Genomic DNA, 22,505 nt, shown 5'->3' on the forward strand with positions numbered 1-22,505 from the left:
CGCCGATGACGCTTCTCCTGTTCCCTAGCCGCCTCTCCACCCGCGCGCCAAGCCTCATTGCGCTGGCGCTGCTGGCGGCTTGTTCGCAGAACGGTCCGCCGCCGGAGCCCCCCTTGCCCGCGGCCGCCATGGAAGCCGTCAGCGAAGACCCGGGCGTGCCGCGCGAGCCCCTCGCCCGCGCGATCGACCAACTGTTCACCGCCGAAGACCTTGGCGATACCCGCGCCCTGCTGGTCCTGCACCAGGGCGAGGTGGTCGCCGAACGCTACGGCGAAGGCTACGACGCGGACATGCGCTTCACCGGCTGGTCCATGTCCAAGTCCGTGACCGCAGTCCTGCTCGGCATGATGGTCGCCGACGGCCGCTTGCGGCTGGACGACCCGGCACCGGTCCCGCTGTGGCAGCGTGCGGGCGACCCGCGCAGCGGCATTACCCTGCGCCACCTGCTGCAGATGCGCTCCGGCCTGCATCACGAGGAAGCCCGCGAACCCGCTTACAAGTCGGACGAAGTGCGCATGCTGTTCCTCGACGGGCGCGACGACATGGCCGGATGGGCCGAAGCGCAGTCGCTCGAGTACGAGCCCGGCAGCACCTTTGCCTTTTCGACTGCGACTTCAGTCATCCTCTCCGACATTGCCGGCAACACCCTGGCCCCCGACGCCTCTCCCGACGAGCGGCAGCGGGAGATGGAGCAGTTCATCGAGGCCCGGCTGGCCGCACCGCTGGGCATGGATTCGCTGACCGGAGAGTTCGATGCCAGCGGCACGCTGGTGGGCGGCAGCCACTTCTGGGCCACCCCGCGCGACTGGGCGCGGTTCGGCGAGTTCCTGCGCAACGGCGGATCGGTGCGCGGGGTGCAGCTTGTGCCGCGCAACTGGATCGAGTTCATGCGCCGTCCGAGCCCTGCCTCGCCAGACTACGGCGCGCAGCTCTGGCTCAACCGGCCGAGCGAAACGGACCGCGAAGAGCTGTTCGGCGGCGCCATCGACGACGGCATTTTCGCCGCCGTCGGCCACCTTGGCCAATACGTGATCGTATCGCCGCGCCAGCAGCTGACCGTCGTGCACCTCGGCAAGACCGACAACGAGGACCGCGTCGCGCTGGTCGACGCGCTGGAGCGGCTCGTGGCGCTTTACCCCTCGAGGTAGAAGCGTCCTTCCACCACCGTCACGCAGTCCCCGCCGAGCACGGCGCGGTCGCCTGACGGATCTTTGGCCAGCGTGCAGGTCGCATGCCCGCCGCGCTGCGAGGCCTGGAAGGCGGTGAAGCTGTCGCGCCCCAGCCGCCGGGTCCAGAACGGGGTCAGCACGGCATGGGCCGAGCCGGTGAAGCTGTCTTCGTCCACGCCGCCGCCCGGCACGAAGACGCGGCTGACCACGTCGGTATCCTTGCCCGGAGCGGTGCAGATGAACTGGTCGTCGCCCAGGGCCTTCAGCCCGCGCAAGTCCGGATCGAGTGCGAGCACCTCATCGGCGCTGTCGAACAGGTAGACGCCGTAGCGATCGGGGTTGAGCCAGACCTCGCGCGGCGTGGCACCCAGCAGTTCGACAGCCTCGGGCCATTCGCCCGGCTCGGTTGGAATGGCCGGCAAGGCCAGCGCATAGCCTTTCCCATCGCGACTTACCTTCAGGATACCGGCCTTGCGCGTACGGAAGGTGACCTGCTCGCCGCGGTCCCGCTCCAGCAGGACGTGGCCGCTCGCCAGGGTGGCGTGGCCGCAGAGGCGAATCTCCATGGCCGGGGTGAACCAGCGCAGTTCCCAATCTGCTTCGCCGCTCGCATCGCGCAGCAGGAAGGCAGTCTCGGCGAACTGGTTCTCCTCGGCAATCGCGAGCAGCACGGCATCGTCCGGATAGCTGTCTTCGAAGACCACCACCGCCGCCTGGTTCCCCGCGAAAGGCTGGCCAGCGAAGGCATCGACGTGCCAGTAGGGGATCGATTGGCGGCTCATTCGTCTTCCTTTTCTTCACGCACACCGGGCAGCAGTTCCTCCACCGCAATGCCGGTCTCGTCGAACAGCCCTTCCGGATCGGGGTGGATCAGCACCTCGACCCCGGGGAACTCGACCTCGATGCGTTCTTCGATCTCGTCCATGATCCGGTGGGCTTCGGCCACCGTCATCGACGGATCGACCGAAGCATGGAACTGCACGAAGTCGTGCGCACCGCTGGTGCGGGTGCGCAGGTCGTGCACGCCGCGCAGCTCGGGATGGCGTGCGAGCACTTCGAGGAAAGCCTCGCGCTTCTCCTCGGGCCATTCCTTGTCCATCAGGTGGTCGATGGCCTCGCCCGCGGCGCGCCAGGCGCCCCAGGCCAGCCACAGCGCAATTGCCAGGCCGAACAGCGCGTCCGCGCCGGAAACCGCGAGGTAGGTGTCGAGCACCAGCGCCGCGATCACCGCAAGGTTGAGCAGCAGGTCCGACTTGTAGTGCAGGTGATCGGTCGAGATCGCCAGGCTGCCCGTCTTGCGGATCACGTGCCGCTGCCATGCCAGCAGCGCGAGCGTGCCGACAATGGCCAGCACGGAGACGATGATGCCCTCGTCAGCGCCGGTCGGGCGGGCCCCCAGCAGAAGTTGGTCAATGGCGCGGTAGGCGAGGCCCACCGCCGACATGGCGATCAGCACCACCTGGAACATGGCGGCCAGCGCCTCTGCCTTGCCGTGGCCGAAGCGGTGGGTCTCGTCCGCAGGCCGGGCTGCGATCCACACGCCGACGAGCGTTCCCACGCTGGCAATCAGGTCGAGCGAGGTGTCGGCCAGGCTGCCGAGCATGGCGGTCGAATCGGTCTGCAGGACAGCCCAGATCTTCATGCCCGCCAGGAACAGCGCCGTGACGATGGAGGCGATGGCCGCGCTGCGCGTCAGCTTGGCGCGTTCGTGGATCGACGTCGTCACGGGTAGAGCAGCGTGCTGGTCCAGCCGCCCCCATTTTCGCCACTGTCATCGCGCGTAAACCGGCGCCGTTCGTGCAGGCGGTTGGGCCGGTCGATCCAGAATTCGATCGCCACCGGCTTGACCCGGAAGCCGGTCCAGTGCGGCGGGCGCGGCACTTCGCCCGCAGGCTCGTATTCTGCGCGCAGGGCATCGACACGGTCGGTATAGGTGCTGCGGCTATCCAGCGGGCGCGACTGGTCGCTGGCGGCCGAGCCGACCTGGCTGACGAAGGGGCGCGAGTGGAAGTAGGCGTCGGCCTCTTCCGCCGTCACTTCCTCCAGCGGGCCTTCGATGCGGACCTGGCGGCGCAGGCTCTTCCAGTGGAACAGCAGCGCGGCCTGCGGATTGGCCAGCACCTCGCCGCCCTTGCGGCTCTGGGCATTGGTGTAGAAGACGAAGCCGCGATCATCATGGCCCTTCAGCAGCACCATGCGCACCGACGGCACGGCATCGGGGGTGGCGGTGGCCAGCGCCATGGCGTTGGAATCGTTGGGCTCGGTTTCGCGCGCTTCGGCGAACCAGGCGTCGAACAGGCCCATGGGGTCGCTATCGGGAAGCGCATTGTCAGCCATCGTCACGATCCATTTCGTTGCCGATCAAGGGGTTAGGCCCCAAGGTGTTACAGGTGTGACAGTGTCCTGAATAAGAAATCCCGCCGCACCGCGCGCTGGCAAGCCCGAGACGCGAAATGGCAGGAACAACTGTCATGTCGCCGCACCTATCGCGCCCTAAAGGCGTAGGGAAGGCTTCTTCTTGCCTAATGCCCCCGCATTACCTAGCTAACACACCATGGGCGACCCCTATACACTTCTCGGCGTGAGCCGTTCCGCGAGCGAGGCAGACATCAAGTCTGCCTATCGCAAGCTCGCCAAGGAACTGCATCCGGACCGCAACAAGGACAATCCGCAGGCCGCGGAGAAGTTCAGCAAGGTCACGCAGGCTTACGACCTGCTGTCCGACAAGGACAAGCGCGCACAGTTCGACCGCGGCGAGATCGACGCCGAGGGCAACCCCTCCATGCCCTTCGGTATGGGCGGCGGTTATGGCGGACGCACCGGCGGCAATGGCGCCGGCGGATATTCGCCGCGCGATTTCGAAGGCTTCGGCGGCGGCGAGGAAATGGACCTTTCCGACCTGTTCGAAGGCCTGTTCGGACGCGGCGGCGGCCCCGGTAGCCGGCGCCAGCAGTCGGGCTTCCGCTCTCCGCCGCCTCCGCCCCCGCGCAAGGGTGCGGACATTCGCTACAAGCTGGCCGTGCCTTTCGTGGATGCAGCCACGCGCACCAAGCAGCGCATCACCCTGGCTGACGGCAAGACCATCGATCTGGCCCTGCCGGCCGGGGTCGAGGATGGCACCACCATGCGCCTGAAGGGCAAGGGCCAGGCGGGCCCCGGCGGCAATGGCGACGGCATCGTGGTGATCGACGTGCAGGCGCATCCGTTCTTCTACCGCGAAGGCGATGACGTGCGGCTGGACCTGCCGATCCGCCTCAACGAGGCGGTGAACGGGGCCAAGATCAAGGTACCCACGGTCGACGGCCCGGTCATGCTCACCGTCGCAGCCGGGTCCAGCTCGGGCAAGGTCCTGCGGATGAAGGGCAAGGGCTTCAGCAAGAAAAGCGGCGGCCGCGGCGACCAGCTGGTGACGCTGGAAATCCACTTGCCGGAAGACCTGTCCGACCTCTCCTCCCGCCTCGAAGGCTGGCAGGACAAGGACAACCCGCGCGAGTCGATGGGCGTCTGATCCCCTTGCTGCCGCCTCGACAGCAGCGCCGTGGCTGATAGAACCCGGACCTGATGGTGCACAAGGCACTCCCCGACGACGAGACGACCTCTCGCCCTCCTTCGGACATTTCGCCCGAGGCGCGTCGCCGCCTCGTGCAATCCGGTGGCCATGTCACCACCTTCCACCACAAGTTCGGACGTGACAGCCGTTTCTTCGAAGTCATCCGCCGGGTGGTGGTCGGCTGTTTCAGCGATGGCACGATCCATGCGGGCAACCTGGCCTACATGTCTTTGCTGGCGATCTTCCCCTTCTTCATCACGGCAGCAGCGATCTTTTCCGCGCTGGGTGAAGATGCCGATCGCATGGCGACCATCAACGCTTTCGTTTCCGCCCTGCCACCCACCGTTGCCAACGTGATCGGCCCGGTCGCACGCGACGTGGTCGAAGCGCGCAGCGGCCTGTTGCTGTGGGTCGGTGCGGTGGTCGGCCTGTGGACCGCGGGCAGCCTGATCGAGACGATCCGTGACATCCTGCGCCGGTCGTACGGCATCAAGGCGTCGCAGCCGTTCTGGAAATACCGCATCGGTTCGATCGGCATCATCGTCGGCGGGGTGCTGTTGCTCATCGTGTCGCTGGTGGCGCAGGTCGTCATCTCTGCCGCGCAGGATTCGATTGCCGTCTATTTCCCCGATCTCGGCCATGCGCTAGCCGAGCTGACGCTGTCGCGGCTGGTTACCGCGCTCGCGCTGTTCGGATCGATCTGGATCCTGTTCATCGCCCTGGTGCCGCCGGAATATCGCGCGCGGCGCTATCACAAGTGGCCGGGCGCCCTGCTGGTCACGGTATGGTGGCTGCTGGTCACGGCGGCGTTCCCGCCAATCCTGCGCAGCGTGTTTGCCTACAATCTCACCTACGGATCGCTCGCCGGCTTCATGATCACGCTTTTCTTTTTCTGGCTGGTGGGCTTAGGGATAGTTGCAGGTGCCGAGCTCAACGCAGCGCTGGCCGAAACTCCCGAAGAGGAGAAAGATCGGCTGGCGCAGGAACAGGGCGAAGTGGACGGCACGGCAGGAAAAGCGGAGGACAAGGCCACATGAGTGGACTGATGCAGGGTAAGAAGGGGCTGATCATGGGCCTGGCCAACGACAAGTCGCTGGCTTGGGGGATCGCGCAGAAGCTGTACGAGCACGGCGCGGAGATGGCCTTTTCCTATCCCGGCGAAGCGCTGGCCAAGCGCGTCGGTCCGCTGGCCGAACGGGTGGGCAGCGATTTCCTGATAGAATGCGATGTTGGCGACATGGACGCCATGGACGCCGCCTTTGCCAAGATCGAGGAGAGGTGGGGCAAGCTGGACTTCCTCGTCCACGCCATCGGCTTTTCCGACAAGAACGAACTGCGCGGGAAATATGTCGACACCAGCCTCGACAACTTCCTGATGACGATGAACATCTCCGCCTATTCGCTGGTCGCCGCCGCCAAGCGCGCGCGGCCGCTGATGAAGGACGGCGGATCGATCATCACGCTGACCTATTACGGGGCCGAGAAGGTCGTGCCGCACTATAACGTGATGGGCGTGGCCAAGGCCGCGCTGGAAACCAGCGTGCAGTATCTCGCCAATGACCTGGGGCCGGAAAATATCCGCGTCAACGCGATCAGCGCCGGACCGATCAAGACGCTGGCTGCCAGCGGCATCGGCGATTTCCGCTACATCCTGAAGTGGAACGAGCTCAACGCACCGCTGCGCCGCAATGTCACCATCGAGGACGTCGGCGGTTCGGGACTGTACTTCCTGTCGGACCTGTCATCGGGCGTGACCGGCGAAGTGCACCACGTCGATGCGGGCTACCACGTCGTCGGGATGAAGCAGGAAGACGCTCCGGATATCTCGCTGGCCTGATAGCCAGCCAGTCTCGGCCTTACGGGCCGGGAGGCGGGCCTTCCGGGATCGCGTCGGGATCGACCTCTTCGACTTCACCCGCTTCATCCTCGCCCGGCAGGTCTTCGCCCTGCGCCCGGCTGCGACGTTCCATTTCTATCCGTTCCAGTTCCTCGACGCGGGCCTGCGTCAACGCGGCATCGGCGTCGATCGTGGCGAGGCGCTCGGCACGCTCTTCGGCGATCAGCTGGGAAAAGCGCACGTCGGACGAGCTGGCGCGCTCGGCATAAGCCTGTTCGATCATGTCGACCGTGCAGCCGAGGTCTCCGCCGATCCCGACAGGCGTGCAGCTGAGCGGTCCGAAATCGCCCACGGCTTCGAGGGCCAGCGCGCGCTGGGTCCAGCTTTCGTTCTCGGGCGAGCTCGACTGGCGCAGGCGCGAGGGGATACGATAGCGTTCGCTCTCGTCCAGCCGCGCACAGACGGTAATCATCTCGTCGGTCGACTGCGGGCACTCGTCATCGCCGTAGATGATGACGGTGTTGACCCGGTCGCCGCCTTCATCCTGCGCAGCGGCAGGCGTGGCGATCATTGCCATGGCGATGGCAGTCGTGGCGGTAAGGGCAAGCTTGCGAATCATGGTCGATCCTTAGGTCTGGCGTTCGTGGGCACTTGGCACCCTAGCGGTTGAACGCGCGATGAAATTGGCCTCAGTCAAATATTCTGGCGTCAAATCTCTGCCGGTCAGATCTTCTCGGACAGGCGGATAGCCGCGCGGCACCCGAGCCGGATCGCCGTTGACAGTAGCGGATAGGCCGGCGCTCGCTCCGCACCGTGAGCGAAAGCGGCGTCGCGGTGTTCCCGCTCGTCTTCCCGGAAACGATGGATCATGTCCGCGAGTTCCGGATCGTCGCCGTCTTTTTCCAGCTCTTCCAGCTGGCGCGTATAGTGTTCGTCGATCTCGGTCTCGATGGCGGCGGTGCAGGCCATGGCGGCTTCCGGGCCGAGCAAGGCCGTACCCGCGCCCAGTGCAAAGCCCGCGACATCCCAGAACGGCTGCAGGGCCGTGGGCCGCACGCCGCGCTCTGCCATCAGGGCGTCGAATTCGGCGCGGTGGCCCTTTTCCTGTTCGGCCATGGCGCGAATTTCCGCCGAATGCGGCGCGCGATCACCCATCACCGCCAGCTGGCCGGCGTAGATGCGCGTGGCACCGAACTCTCCCGCCTGGTCGACACGGATCATTTCGGAGCGATCCTTGGTCATGCCCGCTTCTCCCCAACAGCCTTTTCCCGGGCCAGCAGCAGTACCCATATGGCGATCGCGCTGCCGAGAGAGAAGAGCGCATTGAAACCCGCGAGGGAGACGCCCCACAAGGTCCAGGCTGCTTCGTCGCAGCGCACGAATTCGATGGCGAAGGGATCGGTGGCGGTGCAGCCGAGCGGGCTTTCCCACCAATGGTATTCGACCCCGGCATGGAACACACCGATGGCGCCCGAAACCGCGATGGCGAGGCCGGCGAGGGCCACCCAGACGCGCTTGGGCGGCATGGCAAAGGACAGGATCGCCAGCACCAGCGCCACGAAATGCGGATAACGCTGCCACCAGCACAGCTCGCAGGGGAACAGGCCGAACCCGTACTCGGAGATATAGGCGCCGCCCAGCAGCAGCGCGGGCACGGCCAGCGCCAGCAGGCGGGCGTACTTGTCGGACAGGGGCAAGGGAGTCGTCATGGAGTGCCTTATCGGTCGATGTTCAATCGACCGCAAGGCCGACCGGCCGCCCGCAGCGGGCGCAGCTTGCCTGCGCGCATGGCGAGGACGAAGCCGCGGAGGCGGCTGCGCATAACAGAGATCCTACCGGCGTGACGCGACGTTCACGCTCGCAGTGCGGCGCAGGGTGCGCACGGCGTAGTCGAGCTGGAAGTCGTCGATGCCCTGCTCTTCGAGCTCGGCCGCGGTCAGCTGGAAGCGCGGATCGTCAAGCCGGTCGCGCTCGAGGTTCTCGTCCCCGCTGCCGACTTCGTTGACGAGATGGCCGCGCAGGTCGCTTTCGCGCAGGGCGAGGCGCTGGCGGCGCTCGGCATCCGGATCGCTCAGCTGCGGCACGCGGATATCGGGTTCGATACCGCCTTCCTGCACCGAGCGACCCGCCGGCGTGTAATAGCGCGCGGTGGTCAGCTTGAGCGCGGCGTCGCTGGCGAGCGGCAACAGCGTCTGGACGGAGCCCTTGCCGAAGCTGCGCTCACCCATGACCAGCGCCCGGCGATGATCCTGCAGGGCACCGGCGACGATTTCGCTGGCCGAAGCCGAGCCCTCGTCGATCAGCACGATGATCGGCATGCCTTCGACCACGTCACCACGATAGACCGTCTCGGCATCGTAGTAGACCGTGTCGCGGCGGTTGCGACCGCGCTGCGAGACGATCTGTCCTTCGGACAGGAACAGGTCGGACAGGGCGACGGCTTCGTTCAGCGCACCGCCGGGATTGCGGCGCAGGTCCAGCACCAGGCCGGCCATGCGGCCCGTCGCCTGCTCCTGCAGCTCGCGAATGCCGGTGCGCACGTCGGCGCCGACATCGGCAGAAAACTCGTTCACGCTGATGTGGCCGATATTGCCTTCGAGCAGTTCCCAGGTCACCGGCTCCAGCTCGATCACGCCGCGCGTCACGGTGACTTCGAAGCTGTCTTCGCGTCCCGGACGGAAGATCGTGACCTCGATGTCAGACCCTGCCGGACCGCGCATCTGCTCCACGGCATCGTTGAGTTCGAGGCCGTAGATCAGCTCGCCGTTGATGTGGGTAATGAAGTCCCCTGCCTTGATGCCGGCTGCTTCTGCCGGGCTGCCGCGGAAGGGCGAGATCACCTTGACCGCGCCGTCTTCCATCTGCACCGAGATGCCGAGGCCCTGGTAGTTGCCGTCGATCATGGTGTTGAGTCGCTCGAGCGCGGCCCCGTCGAGGTAAGCCGAGTGCGGATCGAGTGCTGCCAGCATCCCGTCGATCGCGCCGCGAATCAGCACTTCGTCCTCGACCGGTTCCACGTAGCTGGCCTTGATCCGCTGGTAAGTGGCGAACAGGCGCGCAAATTCAGGCGATGCGCGGCCTTCGACCTGGGCAATGGCAGCCGTGGTGGCGGGAACGAGCGCAACGGCCGTGCACAGGGCAGCAGCGCGGATGGCGGGTGCAAACTTCATATTCGTGTCGTCCTCGACAAGGAGGGAGTCCCAGAGAGCTATTTATAGCACCCCATCGCTTAACGCCAGATGAGGGATGCAGGGGCCCCAGAAACGGGCAGAATCCCGTTTAGCCCACGTAGAGCGCGGGATTTACGGGTTCGCCATCGCGGCGGAGTTCCAGCGAGATGCTCGGGTCGCTCGGTCCGGCGACTCCGAGCGGCGAGCCGCTGACTACCGCTTCGCCCACCTCGACATCGCTGCGGACGAGGCCGGTGACAAGGCTGGTCCAGCCGCCGGGGTGCTCGATGATCACGATCCGGCCATAGCCGCGATAGGGGCCGGCGAAGGCCACGCGGCCAGCCGCCGGGGCGACGACCTGTGCGCCGCCGATGGGAGCTAGCGTCAGCCCTTGGCTGAGCCCCGAAGGCTGCGGTGCGCCGAAGCCGGTCAGCGTGCGTCCGGCAACGGGCAGGATATAGGGCGACGGGGCATCGGCATTGGCCTGCGAAGGTGCGGGAGACGGCGCTGCCGCAAGCTGGTTGCTCTCCGGCTGGGCAGGCCGCAAGCGCGGACCCGGCAGGGCGGCCAATTGCGCGCGCAAGGTGGCGGCACGGTCCAGCTCGTCCACCAGCCCGTCGAGGTCGCGCACCTCCTCGGCCAGCGCCAGCACGCGTTCGGCCTCACGGTTGGCGGAGCTGCCCGCGGCGCGCGCGGCAAGGCGTTGGCGGGTTTCGATATCAGCCAGTTCCTCGCGCCGGGCGGCGAGTGCCACTTCCTCGGCTTGCAGCACCTCGGCTGCCGCGAGGGCTTCGCGCCGCAGCTCGCGGGCATGGTCGATACGGCCGCGCAGGTCGCTGGTGCTCGCCTGCACTTGCGGCACGCGGTCGTGCAGCAAGGCGCGCAGGTAGACGACGTCCTTCACCGATCCCGGACGCAGCAGCGAAAGGGCGATGGGGCGGCGGGAGAATTGCTGGAGCGCGGCGGTGAGTTCCACCACCGGCTGCTGCTCGCGGCCCAGCTCTTCGCGCAGCTCTGCCTGCTCGCGGTCGATCATGGCAATGCGCGCGCGGGCAACAGCAATACCCGCTTCGGCCTGCTGCACGCGCGCGGCAAGCGCAGCGGCTTCGCGTGCAGCGCGTTCGGCCGCGTCTTCGGCCTCCTGTGCCTCTTGTTCGAAACGCTGGCTGCGGGCCTCGGCATTCTCCCGCTCGGCGAGGGCTTCGGCGAGGGCGGCGCGCATTTCCTCCGAATCTTCACGGGCCGGCACGCGTTGGCCCCATGCCGCTGCCGCGCAGAAGGCGAAGGAACCGATGAGGAGGAGCATGCGATGCATGGCTGCTATCCTGCCCGATGATAGGGATGGCCTGCAAGGATTGCCGTGGCGCGGAACAGCTGTTCGGCCAGCATGGCGCGGGCGAGCAGGTGCGGCCAGGTGGCCTTGCCGAAGGACAGCAGCAGGTCCGCCTCGGCGCGTTCGGCATCGGAATGGCCGTCAGCCGCGCCGATGACAAAGCGGCATTCGCGCATGCCATCGTCCCGCCAGCGACCGAGGTTCGCGGCGAATTCCTCGGAGCCGAGGTTCTTGCCCTTCTCGTCGAGCAGGACGGTCTTGTACGGGGTAGCCGGTTCAGGAATACGCCCGCCGGTTTCGGGCAATTCGGTCAGCTTGAGCGGCCAGGTGATACGCTTGGCATAGCGCTCGACGAGGTCTTCCTCGGGCGAGCGGGCAATCTTTCCGCGAGCGATGACGTGGAGAAGGATGGTGATTGGTCCTTGCCGGGGGCGTTGCGCCAAGTTTCCGCGAAATGGTTGTTTTTCGCAAGCGCCTGCGCGCTTGCATCCTCGCTCAACGCGCTCCGCTTCGCTGCGTGCCCGCTGCGGGCGGCCAGTCGGCCTTGCGGCCCCTTTGGGGCCGATCCCAGAGCGTTATAGCTGTCTGGCGATGAACTCGGTCGCGGCCAGCGAGCGTGACCGCGTGACCGCAGGTGCCGCGAGCAAACTGCATCGAGGACGCTCACGCGGAGGCGTGAGCGAAGAACAAGCTAGGCCGTGCCCATCTGCCGCGTTTCGCCGTCCTCGCCGAAGCCCCACATCCGTTCCAGGTTGTAGAAGCTGCGCACTTCCGGGCGGAACAGGTGGACGACAACGTCGCCGGCATCGATCAGCACCCAGTCTGCAGCCGGAAGGCCTTCCACGCGCGGGCTCGGTTCGCCGGCCTGCTTCAGCTTCTCGGCCAGCTTGGAGGCCATGGCGGCGACCTGCCGGGTCGAGCGGCCCGAGGCGACGACCATGAAGTCGGCGATCGAGCTCTTGCCTTCGAGCGGGATGGAGACGATTTCCTGCGCCTGGTCGTCGTCGAGCTGGGTCAGGATCAGTTCGAGCAGCGAGCCGGGCTCGGCGGTGATGGTGGTATCGAGATCAGGCATGGAAATGATAGTTGCTTTTGCGGTGCTGCCGTGTGCGGCGGAGCGCAGGGGCGCCCCAGAATTGGCTGATGTCATCGCGAATAGTCATGCTCCGTATATGGGGTGAAGGACAAAAGCGTAAAGGGCTGTACGCCTCACGCGTCCACCCCCTGTTGGCTGTCATGAATGAGGGAATGCGTCACTTCATCCCGTGGAGCAGGCCCGGAAAACCGGTCTGTCCATTGCGGATCCGCCCGGCGTATCTGTGTAGCCGAACGCGGATCGGGATCGAAACGCAGCTCTATCAGCGCGGGTGCGCTCCATTCGCCCCGGTTGCGTAAGCCGGCTGCGGGTAACCGGTAACGTCGCAGCCAGGCCATGGCGGGGCTCGCCAAGGCCTTGTCGTCATACCCCGGGCGGGCGATCACGGCAATGGGCATTTCCCGCGCGATCTGCCGCCAGCTGCGCCACTGGTGGAATTGCGCGAGGTTGTCCGCCCCCATGAGCCAGACGAAACGGCGGCGCGGGAAGCGGCGTTTGAGCGCACGCAGGGTTTCGACGGTGTAGCGCGTACCCAGCTCGCGCTCGATGGCAGTGACCCGGATCGGCGCGTTGCGGCTGGCCGCCTTCGCCGAGCGCACGCGAGCAGCCAGCGGCGCCATGCCCTTGCGCGGCTTGAGCGGATTGCCGGGAGAAACCATCCACCAGACCTCGTCCAGCCCCAGCGCCCGCTGGGTGAACAGGGTGATCCGCCGGTGGCCCCTGTGGGCGGGATTGAAACTGCCGCCCAGCAGGCCGGTGATGGGGCCGCGCATTAGTCGGCGGGCCGCCGCTCGGACACGCGAAAGCCGTGGCGGTGGTTCTGCGCCTCGATGGCCCATGATGGATATTCATGGTCCAGCTGCCCGATGGCATTCAGCGTAGCCAGTTCGTGGGAAGACAGTTCGATATCGGTGGCGGCCAGGTTCTGTGCCAATTGCGCCTCTCGCTTTGCACCAATAATAACCGAAGCGGTTACAGGCTGGTGCAGCAACCAGGCCAGGGCGATGGCGGGAACCGCAACGTCTCGTTGCTCTGCCATGGGGCGCATGGCCTCGACGGCTTTCTCTGCCAAGTGCTTGTCTGCCTTGGGGAAATCGAGCTTGGCGCGGCGGCCTTCGCCGCTCACGCCGCCAGTCCCATCCGGGCCGCCGAAATCGTACTTGCCCGACAGCAGGCCGCCCAGCAGCGGGCTCCAGACCATCAGCCCGAGGCCCTCGGACAGCATCATCGGCACCAGTTCGCGTTCGAGCTCGCGCGCGGTCACGGCATAAAGCGCCTGGTTGGAGATAAATTTGTCCCACCCGCGCCGCTCGGCAATGCCCAGCGCCTTGGCGATCTGCCAGGCGGCCCAGTTGCTGACGCCGATGTAGCGCGCCCGGCCCGACCGGACGATATCCTCCATCGCGCGCAGGCCCTCCTCGATCGGCGTGTTCGGGTCCCAGCCGTGGATCTGGTAAAGATCGACATTGTCCAGCCCCAGCCGTTCGAGGCTGGCGTCGACCTGGTTCAGGAGGTGATAGCGGCCATAGCCGCCATCGTTGGGTCCTTCGCCCATCGGCCCCATGCCCTTGGTGGCAATTACTACCTGGTCACGCGCCACGCCAAGGTCATGCAGCGCGGTGCCGACGAACTCTTCCGACTGGCCCATCGAATAGACGTTGGCCGTGTCGATGAAGTTCACCCCGGCATCGAGCGCCTGCCTGATCAGCGCGGTCGATCCCGCCTGGTCGAGGTCATGCTGGAAGAAGGCCGAGGGCGTGTTGCCGAAGGTCATGGCGCCGAGACACAGCTCGGAGACCACGAGTCCGGAATTGCCGAGCCGGTTGTAACGCATTGCCTTCCTCCCCTTGGCGGCCTGCTAGGGCCTCGCCTGGCCCTGGCCGCGAACCTGCCACTTGTATGTGGTCAGGCCTTCCAGCGCCACTGGCCCGCGTGCGTGCAGGCGGCCTGTGGCAATGCCGATTTCCGCGCCCAGGCCGAACTCGCCGCCATCGGCAAACTGGCTGGAAGCATTGTGCATGACGATGGCGCTGTCGACCTCGTCGAGGAAGCGCTGGGCGGCCGCTTCGTCCGCCGCGATGATGGCTTCGGTATGGCCAGAAGAATGCTCCGCGATGTGCTCCATCGCCTCGTCGATGCCGTCGACCACGGCGACCGAAAGCACGGCGGCGAGGTATTCGGTATCCCAGTCCTCGTCGCTGGCCGGCTTCACCCGCGAATCGATGGCCTGCGCACGGGCATTGCCGCGCAGTTCGCAACCGGCATCGGCCAGCGCATCCAGCACGTCAGCAGCGGCAGGGAAGTTGGTGTCGATCAGCAGGGTCTCCATGGCCCCGCAGATGCCGGTGCGGCGCATCTTGGCGTTCACCGCGATCTGCTTCGCCATGGCCGGATCGGCCGAGGCGTGGATATAGGTGTGGCAGATGCCGTCGAGGTGCGCGAGCACGGGCACGCGGGCATCGTTCTGCACCCGCTCCACCAGTCCCTTGCCGCCGCGCGGCACGATCATGTCGACCAGGCCTGCAGCCTTGAGCATGGCGCCCACGGCGGCGCGGTCCTGCGTTGGCATCAACTGGATGGCCTCGGCAGGCAGGCCGGCCGCTTCCAGGCCTTCGGTAAAGGCCGCGTGCAGCGCCTTGTTGGAATGGATCGCCTCGCTGCCCCCGCGCAGCAGCGCAGCATTGCCCGAGCGTAGGCACAGGGCGGCAGCGTCGACTGTCACGTTGGGGCGGCTCTCGTAGATGATCCCGATCAGGCCGATGGGAATCCGGCGGCGCTCCAGCACCATCCCGGCGGGCGCTTCGCTGCTGGAGATCACTTCGCCAACCGGGTCCGGCAAGCTGGCAACATTCTCGACCGCCGAGGCAATGCCTTCCAGCCGATCCTTGTCCAGCTTGAGCCGATCGAGCATGGCCGGGCTAAGGCCGCGCGCCTCGCCCGCCGCCAGGTCTTCGGCATTGGCAGCCAGGATCGCGTCGGCCTGCGCGCGAATCGCCTTGGCGGCCTGCCGCAGGCCCTCGGCCTTCTGTTCGTCCGTGGCGCGCGCCAGCAAACGCTGCGCCGCGCGGCCCTTGAGCGCCAGGTCTTTCACCAGCGCGGTATAGTCGTCGTCATTGTGCAGTGTGTCGTTCATGCAGGCGCACCTATCATCCGGAAGCGCGCAAGTCAGGGGCGAATCGGCAAGCAATTTTCTGCGCCGCCGCAAACGCTGGATTCGCGATTGGTTCCCACGATCGGGAAGAAAATTTCTCCTGCCGAAACGTTTCATCGCAGTTCGGGTTCGATTCGCCCCAAAGGTTAACGCGCAGCTATCGACGTAAGCCGTGCGCTCGTTATCGCTACGCCCCAACAAGAACACACGGGACGTACGGGGTCACTTTTGTCGCAACAAACCACAGGCGGATTTTGGGCACGCCTGCGGGCCATGTTTCCGGAACGCGAATTTTTCATGCGTTCACAGGGACAGGTTCGCTTCCTGACAATCACCACACGCATGCAGATGGGTGCAGCAGGCCTGGCGCTTGCCGTAGCCGTCGGCTGGGCGGGTTCGATGGGCTTCATGGCGATCAGCCAGTGGCAAGCCAGCAACGAACGCGCTTCGCTGCTGGAGCGCGAGGCGCAGGTCGCCACCTCGGAAGAGCGGTTCGAAGCCTATTCTGAAGATATCGACGCCACCCTGGCTGACCTGCAGGCGCGGCAGAACATGCTCGACGGCATCGTCGAAATGCTGCCCGAAGACGTAATGGGCAACGCCGACCACAGCGTCACCGACTCCTCTGCGGAAAGCGAAGAGCTGATCTCGATGATCCGCGATGCCTTCCCCGAAGCCGAAGGTATTGCGCGGATGGAAGCGCGCCAGCTCGCCTTCGTCGAACGCATGACCCTCTATGCCGATCGCCGCGCCGCTCGCGCCGAGCAGGCCATTCGCCAGCTCGGGCTCGATCCCCGCGCCGTGGCTGCTGCCAACGAGGCGGCCATGGGTGGTCCGATGGAAAGCATGGCCTCCGAAGGTGACGGTTCGCTCGATCCGCGCTTCGAGCGGCTCGGCCTCAGCCTTGCCCGCATGAGCGCGCTGGAACGCGGCCTTGACCAGATCCCGCAGTACATGCCCGCCGATATCGGCTCGATCAGCTCCGGCTTCGGCTATCGCCGCGACCCGTTTACCGGTCGCGCTGCCATGCATAGCGGGCTCGATTTCCGCGGCCCGACCGGCTCGCCGATCGTGGCGGCTGCAGCAGGCACCGTATCGTTCGTGGGCCGCAAGTCGGGCTACGGCAACGTCGTCGAAATCGACCACGGTGCCGGCCTTGTGACCCGCTATGCCCACATGTCGCGCTTCAACACGCAGCGCGGCCAGCCGGTAAATCCGGGTGACCTCATCGGGGCCATTGGCAGCACCGGGCGCTCGACCGGTCCGCACCTGCACTTCGAAGTGCGCATCAACGGCCGCGCCGTGAACCCGCGGCCCTTCCTGGAGACAGCCCCCCATGTTCTCGAGCAAATCCGAGCGGAATTCGCCCCGAACTCCAACGAAAACTCCAACGAATCAGGGATCGAAGTCGATGGCTAATGGCAGCACCTTTTCGGTCATCGGACCCGATGTCACCATCCGCGGCGATATCGAGGCATCGGTAGACCTGCATGTCGACGGCAAGGTTATCGGCAACATCGCCTGCGCCAGCCTGGTGCAGGGCGAATCGAGCCGCGTCGAAGGCGAGATCAAGGCCGAGAGCGCCCGCCTGTCAGGCGAAGTGCAGGGCACGATCGAAGTTCGCGACCTGATCGTGCTCAAGAGCGCCAAGATCACTGGCGACGTCAGCTACGATACGCTGACCATCGAACAGGGCGCAGCCGTCGATGGCCGCTTCGCCCCGCTGCGCGCCAAGGCCGCTGCCACAAAGGCAGCCGCGCAGGGCAGCCCGGCACCGATAGCCGCAGACGACCAGCGCAAGATGTCGCTGGCCGGCTAGCCGGCAGTTCTTCCAGTTTGGGAGGGATGGGCGGCCCCGCGAGGCCGCCCACTTTTTATGTGCTGACCGAAATCAGAGCGCGGTCGGGTCGGCTTCTTCGGTCTCGCCAGCCTCTTCGGCAGCGCGCTTCTTCTCGAGCCATGCTTCGGCTTCGGCTTCCTGCGCAGCTTCGGCGGCAGCCTTGACGGCCTCTTCACGCTCACGGCGCAGTTCGGCGATCAGTTCCTGCTTGTCGTCACGCGGCGAGACAGGAGCAACGGCTTCGGCCTCTTCGCTTTCGACTTCGGGAGCCGCAGCGGCAGCGCGCTTGGCAGCCTTGGCCACGGCCGCATCGAGTTCGCGCTGCGAGCACAGGCCCAGGGTCACCGGGTCCTTCGGCTGGATGTTCTGGATGTTCCAGTGACTGCGTTCGCGGATCGCGTTGATGGTGTTGCGGGTGGTACCGATCAGGCGGCCGATCTGCGCATCGGAGATTTCCGGGTGGTTGCGCAGGATCCAGGCAATGCCGTCGGGCTTGTCCTGGCGCTTCGACACCGGAGTGTAGCGCGGGCCCTTGGTGCGGCTCACGTCGACCGGAGCCTTCTGCATCACCAGCGAATAGTCCGGGTCGGCCTGGCCGCGCTCGATCTCGGCGTGCGTCAGTTCGCCCGAATGCACCGGATCGCGGCCGGTGTACTTGGCACCGGCAAGGTCGTCCGCCATCGCCTGCACTTCGAGGATGTGCAGGCCGCAGAAGTCGGCGATCTGCGTGAAGCTCAGCGCAGTGTTGTCGACCAGCCAGCTGGCGGTCGCATGAGGCATCAGGGGCTTGGCTTGATCAGCCACGGCATTTCTCCGTCTGGAAATAAAAGGGCCGCCCCTCGCGGGACGGCCGTTATGTGGCGTACGATGTAGTCTGTTTGCTGCCCGTGGGCAAGCGTTTGCCTCAGGCGGGCGCCTTGGCGAGGCGAGCGGACGCTGTTTCGCGGGCAATCGGCGCGAGCCCGGAGACGAACTGGTCCGCGCTGGCGTGCCAGCTGAAGGCCTTGCCCAGCTGGTGGCAAGCAGCACGATCCAGCCTGAGCGCACCGGCGATCGCGTCCTCGATCCGCTCCGCCATGACGCCACTGGCAGGCTCGAGCACGTCGAGCGGTCCCGGCACCGGATAGGCCGCCACCGGCGTGCCGCAAGCCAGCGCCTCGATCATCACCAGGCCGAACGTATCGGTCTTGCTCGGGAAGACGAAGACGTCCGCGCCGGCGTAACAGGCCGCAAGCTCATCGCCGGTGCGCTTGCCGAGGAAGTGCGCTTCGGGGAACCTTGCCTGCAGCTTCTCCAGCGCGGGGCCAGCACCGACCACGACCTTGGAACCCGGATGCGCGTTGCCAAGGAAGGCCTCGATATTCTTTTCCACCGACACCCTGCCAACATAGAGCTGGATCGGACGCGGCAGGGTGAAGAACAGGTCCGGCGGTGGGTAATCGGGGTGGAAGGTGCCGACGTCGACGCCGCGGCTCCAGTGGTGCAGCGGTTCCACCCCTTGCTCGCGGAGCTGCGCGCGGATCGTCCCGGTCGCCACCATGGTGCGCGCGGCAGGACCGTGGAAGCAGCGGATGAACGGCCAGAACCAGCTCGCCGGCAGCCGTGTGCGGCGCGCGATATAGTCAGGGAACTGGGTGTGATAGGCCGTGGTGAATGGCAGCTTCTTGTGCAGGCAGTAACGCCGTGCCGCCCAACCGAGCGGGCCTTCGGTAGCGATATGGATCGTGTCGGGCCGGAAGGCCTCGATCCGCCTGGCCACGGCTCGCGGGCCGACCAGTGCCAGCCGGATCTCGGAATAGGAGGGCGCGGGGATCGAGCGGTAGAGGTCTGGCGAGGTCACCTCGACCACGTGCCCGCGGCTGCGCAGTTCGGCGATCACGGTGGTCAGCGTGCGCACCACGCCGTTGACCTGCGGCAACCAGGCATCGGTGATGAGGGCTATCCGCATGCCAGTGCTCCCGCTGTCCTCAGGCAGCAGCCGCTACCCCGGGTTCGGCCCCTTGCAGCTCCGCTTCCTTGCGCGCGGCAACCACTTCGGGCCAGTTGAGGATCTCCATCCTGCCATCGGCATGTTCGACCAGGGCATTGCAGCCCTCGACCCAGTCACCGTCGTTCCAATATTCGATGCTCTTGCCGTCCTGGACAAACATGCGGTGTTCCGCGGTGTGGATATGGCCGCAAACGACGCCGTCGACACCGCGCTCGGCAGCAGCGCGGGCGACCACCTCTTCGTACTTGCCGATGAACTCGACTGCGTTCTTCACCTTGTGCTTGGCCATCTTGCTGAGCGACCAGTAGGGCAGGCCCAGCGCCTTGCGCGCCGCGTTCACCCAGCGGTTCAGCCCCATCATGAAGTGGTAGAGCGCGTCACCGAGGAAGGCGAGCCAGCGGTGCGACAGCATGACGGCATCGAACTCGTCACCGTGCAGCACCATCAGGCGCCGGCCGTCGGCGGTATCGTGGAAGGCCGCACGGCGTATCTCGATCCCGCCGAAATGCATGCCGGTAAACTGGCGGAACATCTCGTCGTGGTTGCCGGGGATATAGACGATGCGGGTGCCGCGCTTGGCGCGCTTGAGCAGGCGCCAGACGATATCGTTGTGCGCGTCGGGCCAGTAGAACCGCTTCTTCAGCCGCCAGCCGTCGATGATGTCGCCGACGAGGTACATGGTCTCGCTGTCGACCGAGTCGAGGAAGTCGATCAGCAGCTCGGCATTGCAGCCCTTGGTGCCGAGATGCACGTCGGAGATCCACACCGTGCGATAGGTGCGCCGCTTCTCGGGAGAGCGCTCGGGCACGCTGGGCTGGTGTCGCTCCAGATCGGGGAAGGCCGAAACCTGCCTGCCGTTGCCGAAGTCGCCTTCAAGGTATGAGCCGAACATGGAAGCCAGAATCCCTTGTCACCATGGGTCTGGCTTCGATTCTGTATGACCTGTTTGTTACAGGGCAGCCACAGTCCTGCGGCAGTTCGGCGACACTATGACATTCGGGAGTCAGCGCACCACGTAAGGCTGCGGTGCGATCCAGGGCGAGGCCATGTTGTACGGCACGGTAACGAAGACCGCCTCCACCGCCGCAATCTTGCCGCCCACGATCTTGAACATTTCCAGCAGCACGAAGGAGTGCGGGAAGTGGAAGATCGACTTGTGCTTGCTGCCGTCGGTCCAGGTCAGGTCGATCAGCTTGCCGGCATGGTCGATGAAGCCGCCCGCCAGAACCACGCCCTTTTCCTCGTCGACGAGGGGGAAGCGGCGGTCACGCAGGCGATCGTCGTAGCGGTACTGGCCGAGGCGGAACTGGTCAGCGCAGCCCATGCGGGCGATGGGGTAGCCTTCGATCTCGGTATTGGTGGTCTGCAGCCCGTTCTCGATACGGTCGCAATCATCCGTGAACTCGGAATGCAGCGTGCCATCGTTGAGCTCGAGAGTTTCGAAGTAGCCATCGGAAATGCGGATCAGCTCCTCACGGCTGCTCCGCTCGCCTTCGGGTACGTCCTCGAAGAAGATTTCGCGCGGGCGGCGATCGGGCTGCACCAGCGGGAAGGGTCCGAGCTCGTGTGGGCGGCAGACGATTGTCTCCGCTTCGACGATCTTGCCGCCGGCAATCTTCAACCGCAGGCACATGACCGAACTGTCCGGCCCTTCGACCACGTGACCGATCCAGCTGACTTCGCCGGACCTGGTGTCGGCAATCTTCAGGTCATAGTTCGGATCGACCGCGTCGCACGTGTTCCACAGGCCATCATCGAGCGCGAGCTGGACATTGTTCTCTGTGAACACGGCATCGTCCGCCCAGGGCAGGCTGGCCGAATCGCGCTTGGCCAGCGCAGCGAGATAGGCGTCGACATGGGCATAGAGGTCGGCACGGTCAGTCATGGTCAGGCAGTCTCTCCGGTTATGTCGAGCACGATCTTCCCGACGTGCTCGCCCGCTTCCATGCGGGTATGGGCCTTGGCCGCGTCGGCCATGGCAAAGGTCTTGTCCATCACGGGGCGCAGTTCGCCGGTTTCCACCAGCGGCCAGACCTCGCGGAATATCTCGTCCGCCAGCAGGCCCTTGAACACGTTGGTGCGCGGGCGCAGCGTGGAACCGGTGATCGACTGCCGCTTCACCATCATCTTGGCAACATTGATCTCCGACACGGGCCCGCCAAGCGTGGCAATCACCACCAGGCGGCCGTCCTCGGCGAGCGTATCGAGATTGCGCTGGGTGTAGTCACCCGAAACCACGTCGAGCAGCAGGTCCACGCCCTTGCCGCCGGTAAAGTCGCGAGCGGCTTCGACGAAATCGGTGACCTTGTAGTTGAGCGACAGGTCTGCACCGACCGAGAGCGAGGCGGCGCATTTCTCGTCTGACCCGCAGGTGGTGATGACGGTCAGGTCGAACAGCTTGGCAAGCATGGTGGCCATGGTGCCGATGCCGCTGGTGCCGCCGTGGATCAGGATCGTCTCGCCGTCGCGAGCATAGCCGCGCTGGAAGAGATTGTGCCACACGGTGAAGAGGGTCTCGGGGATCGCGGCCGCCTCTGCCATGGTGAGGCCTTCGGGCACCGGCAGGCAATGTTCGGGGCGCGCGATGCAGTATTCGGCATAGCCGCCGCCATTCACCAGCGCGCAGACCTGCTTGCCTTGCTGGGCAGGATCGACGCCTTCGCCAAGCGCTACGACTTCACCCGCAATCTCCAGCCCTGGCAGCGGCGAGGCATTGGCGGGCGGCGGATAGCGGCCAGCGCGTTGCAGGCAATCGGGGCGGTTCACCCCGGCATGGCTGACCCGAACCAGCACTTCGCCCTTGCCCGGTTGCGGCACGTCGCGCGTTTCCAGCGACAGCACCTCTGGTCCGCCCGGTTCGCTGATCGCGACCACGGACATCCTATTCGGCAATGTCTCCGACACTTACTTCCCCTGTTGAGCCCCTCCGGCGATGCACAGTCCTAGGGTGGAGGACCATTGACAGCAAGCGTCGCGAGGGGAATGTTGCAATGCAATGGAAGACGACGACCTTCCCCGCATGCGTTCGGACGCGGCCGCCCTCCTCGCCAAGGAGGACCTAGACACATATTCGCAAGACGAACTGATGGCGCGGGTGCAATTGCTCGAAGCCGAAATCGCACGAGTAAAGGCCCATCATGCCAAGGCATCAGACCATCGCAAGGTGGCCGATGCCTTGTTCAAGCCGCGAGAGACCGATTGATGGGCCGCCGGCCCGCATCGCCCCTCGAAATCGCGCGGTTGCGCACCATATCGGTATTTCGCCAAGCCATTCCCCCTCCTCTCGGGGAATTCACCACCCGCATTAGGGCCATGTTCACCAAAACGGGCGCAGCCTGCCTATCCTCGCGCTGACCCACCAAGGACCAA

At 65.8% G+C, this 22,505-nt stretch carries 25 protein-coding genes; 7 read left to right on the top strand and 18 right to left on the bottom strand.

The features are described 5' to 3' along the window. Positions 1–5 precede the first annotated feature (5 nt). Entirely contained in the window at positions 6–1,148 is a 1,143-nt protein-coding gene (locus AAEO60_RS13855) for a serine hydrolase domain-containing protein (RefSeq protein WP_341674298.1), read from the top strand. On the opposite strand, the gene AAEO60_RS13860 is transcribed toward AAEO60_RS13855, so the two are convergent. From AAEO60_RS13860 to pdxH, 3 genes are read right to left on the bottom strand one after another with little or no spacing between them, the layout of a single operon-like run. Beyond that, positions 1,133–1,951 (bottom strand): PhzF family phenazine biosynthesis protein, encoded by an 819-nt coding sequence (locus AAEO60_RS13860; RefSeq protein ID WP_341674299.1) that lies wholly within the window; start codon positions 1,949–1,951, stop codon positions 1,133–1,135. The two genes, AAEO60_RS13855 and AAEO60_RS13860, sit on opposite strands and share 16 nt — an antisense overlap. Next, positions 1,948–2,895: a cation diffusion facilitator family transporter gene (locus tag AAEO60_RS13865; RefSeq protein WP_341674300.1), complete on the bottom strand. Its 948-nt coding sequence runs from the start codon at positions 2,893–2,895 to the stop codon at positions 1,948–1,950. The genes AAEO60_RS13860 and AAEO60_RS13865 overlap by 4 nt, the downstream gene beginning before the upstream one ends. Beyond that, positions 2,892–3,506 (bottom strand): pyridoxamine 5'-phosphate oxidase, encoded by a 615-nt coding sequence (gene pdxH / locus AAEO60_RS13870; protein ID WP_341674301.1) that lies wholly within the window; start codon positions 3,504–3,506, stop codon positions 2,892–2,894. Before pdxH ends, AAEO60_RS13865 begins: the two co-directional genes overlap by 4 nt. 217 nt (positions 3,507–3,723) lie before the next feature. Between pdxH and AAEO60_RS13875 the strand changes: the two genes are divergently transcribed. Genes AAEO60_RS13875 through fabI form a run of 3 tightly spaced genes read left to right on the top strand, consistent with a single transcriptional unit; the run spans position 3,724 to position 6,556 of the window. Further along, on the top strand, positions 3,724–4,677 hold the full coding sequence (locus AAEO60_RS13875; RefSeq protein WP_341674302.1) for a DnaJ C-terminal domain-containing protein: 954 nt from the start codon (positions 3,724–3,726) through the stop codon (positions 4,675–4,677). A 53-nt stretch (positions 4,678–4,730) separates the two neighbouring features. Continuing rightward, a complete protein-coding gene (locus AAEO60_RS13880; protein ID WP_341674303.1) occupies positions 4,731–5,756 on the top strand; it encodes a YihY/virulence factor BrkB family protein in 1,026 nt (341 codons plus the stop codon). Further along, positions 5,753–6,556, top strand: a complete 804-nt coding sequence (gene fabI, locus AAEO60_RS13885) for an enoyl-ACP reductase FabI (RefSeq protein WP_341674305.1) — start codon at positions 5,753–5,755, stop codon at positions 6,554–6,556. Before AAEO60_RS13880 ends, fabI begins: the two co-directional genes overlap by 4 nt. 19 nt (positions 6,557–6,575) lie before the next feature. Here the strand turns inward: fabI and AAEO60_RS13890 are convergent, their stop codons facing one another. From AAEO60_RS13890 to AAEO60_RS13935, 10 genes are all read right to left on the bottom strand, one after another. Beyond that, positions 6,576–7,175: a hypothetical protein gene (locus AAEO60_RS13890; RefSeq protein WP_341674306.1), complete on the bottom strand. Its 600-nt coding sequence runs from the start codon at positions 7,173–7,175 to the stop codon at positions 6,576–6,578. A 104-nt stretch (positions 7,176–7,279) separates the two neighbouring features. Beyond that, on the bottom strand, positions 7,280–7,798 hold the full coding sequence (locus AAEO60_RS13895) for a demethoxyubiquinone hydroxylase family protein (RefSeq protein ID WP_341674307.1): 519 nt from the start codon (positions 7,796–7,798) through the stop codon (positions 7,280–7,282). Further along, entirely contained in the window at positions 7,795–8,265 is a 471-nt protein-coding gene (locus AAEO60_RS13900; protein WP_341674308.1) for a disulfide bond formation protein B, read from the bottom strand. The genes AAEO60_RS13895 and AAEO60_RS13900 overlap by 4 nt, the downstream gene beginning before the upstream one ends. Positions 8,266–8,388: 123 nt before the next feature. Next, positions 8,389–9,726 (bottom strand): S41 family peptidase, encoded by a 1,338-nt coding sequence (locus tag AAEO60_RS13905; protein WP_341674309.1) that lies wholly within the window; start codon positions 9,724–9,726, stop codon positions 8,389–8,391. Positions 9,727–9,835: 109 nt separating this feature from the next. Further along, positions 9,836–11,041: a murein hydrolase activator EnvC family protein gene (locus tag AAEO60_RS13910; protein ID WP_341674311.1), complete on the bottom strand. Its 1,206-nt coding sequence runs from the start codon at positions 11,039–11,041 to the stop codon at positions 9,836–9,838. 5 nt (positions 11,042–11,046) lie between these two features. Next, positions 11,047–11,469, bottom strand: a complete 423-nt coding sequence (locus AAEO60_RS13915; protein WP_341674698.1) for a 23S rRNA (pseudouridine(1915)-N(3))-methyltransferase RlmH — start codon at positions 11,467–11,469, stop codon at positions 11,047–11,049. A 281-nt stretch (positions 11,470–11,750) separates the two neighbouring features. After that, positions 11,751–12,134, bottom strand: coding sequence for a ribosome silencing factor (rsfS, locus tag AAEO60_RS13920; protein WP_341674312.1), 384 nt, complete (start codon positions 12,132–12,134; stop codon positions 11,751–11,753). Between the two features lie 134 nt (positions 12,135–12,268). After that, positions 12,269–12,928: a nicotinate-nucleotide adenylyltransferase gene (locus AAEO60_RS13925; protein WP_341674313.1), complete on the bottom strand. Its 660-nt coding sequence runs from the start codon at positions 12,926–12,928 to the stop codon at positions 12,269–12,271. Beyond that, the gene (locus AAEO60_RS13930) at positions 12,928–13,989 is read right to left on the bottom strand and encodes an aldo/keto reductase (protein WP_341674314.1); all 1,062 of its coding nucleotides are present in this window, start codon (positions 13,987–13,989) and stop codon (positions 12,928–12,930) included. Before AAEO60_RS13930 ends, AAEO60_RS13925 begins: the two co-directional genes overlap by 1 nt. A gap of 24 nt (positions 13,990–14,013) precedes the next feature. Next, positions 14,014–15,288 (bottom strand): glutamate-5-semialdehyde dehydrogenase, encoded by a 1,275-nt coding sequence (locus tag AAEO60_RS13935; protein WP_341674315.1) that lies wholly within the window; start codon positions 15,286–15,288, stop codon positions 14,014–14,016. 315 nt (positions 15,289–15,603) lie between these two features. On the opposite strand from AAEO60_RS13935, the gene AAEO60_RS13940 reads away from it, so the two are divergent. Together AAEO60_RS13940 and AAEO60_RS13945 are read left to right on the top strand one after the other, a co-directional pair. After that, positions 15,604–16,725 carry a M23 family metallopeptidase gene (locus tag AAEO60_RS13940; RefSeq protein ID WP_341674316.1) on the top strand — a complete coding sequence of 374 codons (1,122 nt, stop codon included), beginning with the start codon at positions 15,604–15,606 and terminating at the stop codon, positions 16,723–16,725. Continuing rightward, a complete protein-coding gene (locus AAEO60_RS13945; protein WP_341674317.1) occupies positions 16,718–17,125 on the top strand; it encodes a bactofilin family protein in 408 nt (135 codons plus the stop codon). Before AAEO60_RS13940 ends, AAEO60_RS13945 begins: the two co-directional genes overlap by 8 nt. Positions 17,126–17,197: 72 nt before the next feature. Here the strand turns inward: AAEO60_RS13945 and AAEO60_RS13950 are convergent, their stop codons facing one another. From AAEO60_RS13950 to AAEO60_RS13970, 5 genes are all read right to left on the bottom strand, one after another. Further along, positions 17,198–17,926, bottom strand: coding sequence for a cell cycle transcriptional regulator TrcR (locus AAEO60_RS13950; protein WP_341674699.1), 729 nt, complete (start codon positions 17,924–17,926; stop codon positions 17,198–17,200). A 124-nt stretch (positions 17,927–18,050) separates the two neighbouring features. Next, complete coding sequence (locus tag AAEO60_RS13955; RefSeq protein ID WP_341674318.1) at positions 18,051–19,094, bottom strand: glycosyltransferase family 4 protein; 1,044 nt, start codon at positions 19,092–19,094, stop codon at positions 18,051–18,053. A 19-nt stretch (positions 19,095–19,113) separates the two neighbouring features. Then, positions 19,114–20,028, bottom strand: coding sequence for a UDP-2,3-diacylglucosamine diphosphatase (locus AAEO60_RS13960; protein WP_341674319.1), 915 nt, complete (start codon positions 20,026–20,028; stop codon positions 19,114–19,116). A gap of 111 nt (positions 20,029–20,139) precedes the next feature. After that, a complete protein-coding gene (locus AAEO60_RS13965) occupies positions 20,140–21,021 on the bottom strand; it encodes a DUF8021 domain-containing protein (protein ID WP_341674320.1) in 882 nt (293 codons plus the stop codon). Between the two features lie 2 nt (positions 21,022–21,023). After that, the gene (locus AAEO60_RS13970) at positions 21,024–22,016 is read right to left on the bottom strand and encodes an NAD(P)H-quinone oxidoreductase (protein ID WP_341674321.1); all 993 of its coding nucleotides are present in this window, start codon (positions 22,014–22,016) and stop codon (positions 21,024–21,026) included. Between the two features lie 115 nt (positions 22,017–22,131). Here AAEO60_RS13970 and AAEO60_RS13975 point away from each other — a divergent pair, with 115 nt between their 5' ends. Continuing rightward, the gene (locus AAEO60_RS13975; protein ID WP_341674322.1) at positions 22,132–22,338 is read left to right on the top strand and encodes a DUF1192 domain-containing protein; all 207 of its coding nucleotides are present in this window, start codon (positions 22,132–22,134) and stop codon (positions 22,336–22,338) included. Positions 22,339–22,505 lie beyond the last annotated feature (167 nt).

The organism is Aurantiacibacter gilvus, from assembly GCF_038289935.1.
Classification (GTDB): domain Bacteria; phylum Pseudomonadota; class Alphaproteobacteria; order Sphingomonadales; family Sphingomonadaceae; genus Alteraurantiacibacter; species Alteraurantiacibacter gilvus.

Bases quoted from the DNA above. Each gene is read 5' to 3' on its own strand.
- AAEO60_RS13965 (WP_341674320.1), bottom strand. From the start codon at position 21,021: ATGACTGACCGTGCCGACCTCTATGCCCATGTCGACGCCTATCTCGCT.
- fabI (WP_341674305.1), top strand. From the start codon at position 5,753: ATGAGTGGACTGATGCAGGGTAAGAAGGGGCTGATCATGGGCCTGGCC.
- AAEO60_RS13900 (WP_341674308.1), bottom strand. From the start codon at position 8,265: ATGACGACTCCCTTGCCCCTGTCCGACAAGTACGCCCGCCTGCTGGCG.
- AAEO60_RS13960 (WP_341674319.1), bottom strand. From the start codon at position 20,028: ATGTTCGGCTCATACCTTGAAGGCGACTTCGGCAACGGCAGGCAGGTT.
- AAEO60_RS13890 (WP_341674306.1), bottom strand. From the start codon at position 7,175: ATGATTCGCAAGCTTGCCCTTACCGCCACGACTGCCATCGCCATGGCA.
- AAEO60_RS13910 (WP_341674311.1), bottom strand. From the start codon at position 11,041: ATGCATCGCATGCTCCTCCTCATCGGTTCCTTCGCCTTCTGCGCGGCA.
- AAEO60_RS13860 (WP_341674299.1), bottom strand. From the start codon at position 1,951: ATGAGCCGCCAATCGATCCCCTACTGGCACGTCGATGCCTTCGCTGGC.
- AAEO60_RS13905 (WP_341674309.1), bottom strand. From the start codon at position 9,726: ATGAAGTTTGCACCCGCCATCCGCGCTGCTGCCCTGTGCACGGCCGTT.
- AAEO60_RS13930 (WP_341674314.1), bottom strand. From the start codon at position 13,989: ATGCGTTACAACCGGCTCGGCAATTCCGGACTCGTGGTCTCCGAGCTG.
- AAEO60_RS13925 (WP_341674313.1), bottom strand. From the start codon at position 12,928: ATGCGCGGCCCCATCACCGGCCTGCTGGGCGGCAGTTTCAATCCCGCC.
- AAEO60_RS13945 (WP_341674317.1), top strand. From the start codon at position 16,718: ATGGCTAATGGCAGCACCTTTTCGGTCATCGGACCCGATGTCACCATC.
- AAEO60_RS13895 (WP_341674307.1), bottom strand. From the start codon at position 7,798: ATGACCAAGGATCGCTCCGAAATGATCCGTGTCGACCAGGCGGGAGAG.
- AAEO60_RS13935 (WP_341674315.1), bottom strand. From the start codon at position 15,288: ATGAACGACACACTGCACAATGACGACGACTATACCGCGCTGGTGAAA.
- AAEO60_RS13880 (WP_341674303.1), top strand. From the start codon at position 4,731: ATGGTGCACAAGGCACTCCCCGACGACGAGACGACCTCTCGCCCTCCT.
- AAEO60_RS13875 (WP_341674302.1), top strand. From the start codon at position 3,724: ATGGGCGACCCCTATACACTTCTCGGCGTGAGCCGTTCCGCGAGCGAG.
- rsfS (WP_341674312.1), bottom strand. From the start codon at position 12,134: ATGCCTGATCTCGATACCACCATCACCGCCGAGCCCGGCTCGCTGCTC.
- AAEO60_RS13975 (WP_341674322.1), top strand. From the start codon at position 22,132: ATGGAAGACGACGACCTTCCCCGCATGCGTTCGGACGCGGCCGCCCTC.
- AAEO60_RS13855 (WP_341674298.1), top strand. From the start codon at position 6: ATGACGCTTCTCCTGTTCCCTAGCCGCCTCTCCACCCGCGCGCCAAGC.
- AAEO60_RS13970 (WP_341674321.1), bottom strand. From the start codon at position 22,016: ATGTCCGTGGTCGCGATCAGCGAACCGGGCGGACCAGAGGTGCTGTCG.
- AAEO60_RS13955 (WP_341674318.1), bottom strand. From the start codon at position 19,094: ATGCGGATAGCCCTCATCACCGATGCCTGGTTGCCGCAGGTCAACGGC.
- pdxH (WP_341674301.1), bottom strand. From the start codon at position 3,506: ATGGCTGACAATGCGCTTCCCGATAGCGACCCCATGGGCCTGTTCGAC.
- AAEO60_RS13940 (WP_341674316.1), top strand. From the start codon at position 15,604: ATGCGTTCACAGGGACAGGTTCGCTTCCTGACAATCACCACACGCATG.
- AAEO60_RS13950 (WP_341674699.1), bottom strand. From the start codon at position 17,926: ATGCCTCATGCGACCGCCAGCTGGCTGGTCGACAACACTGCGCTGAGC.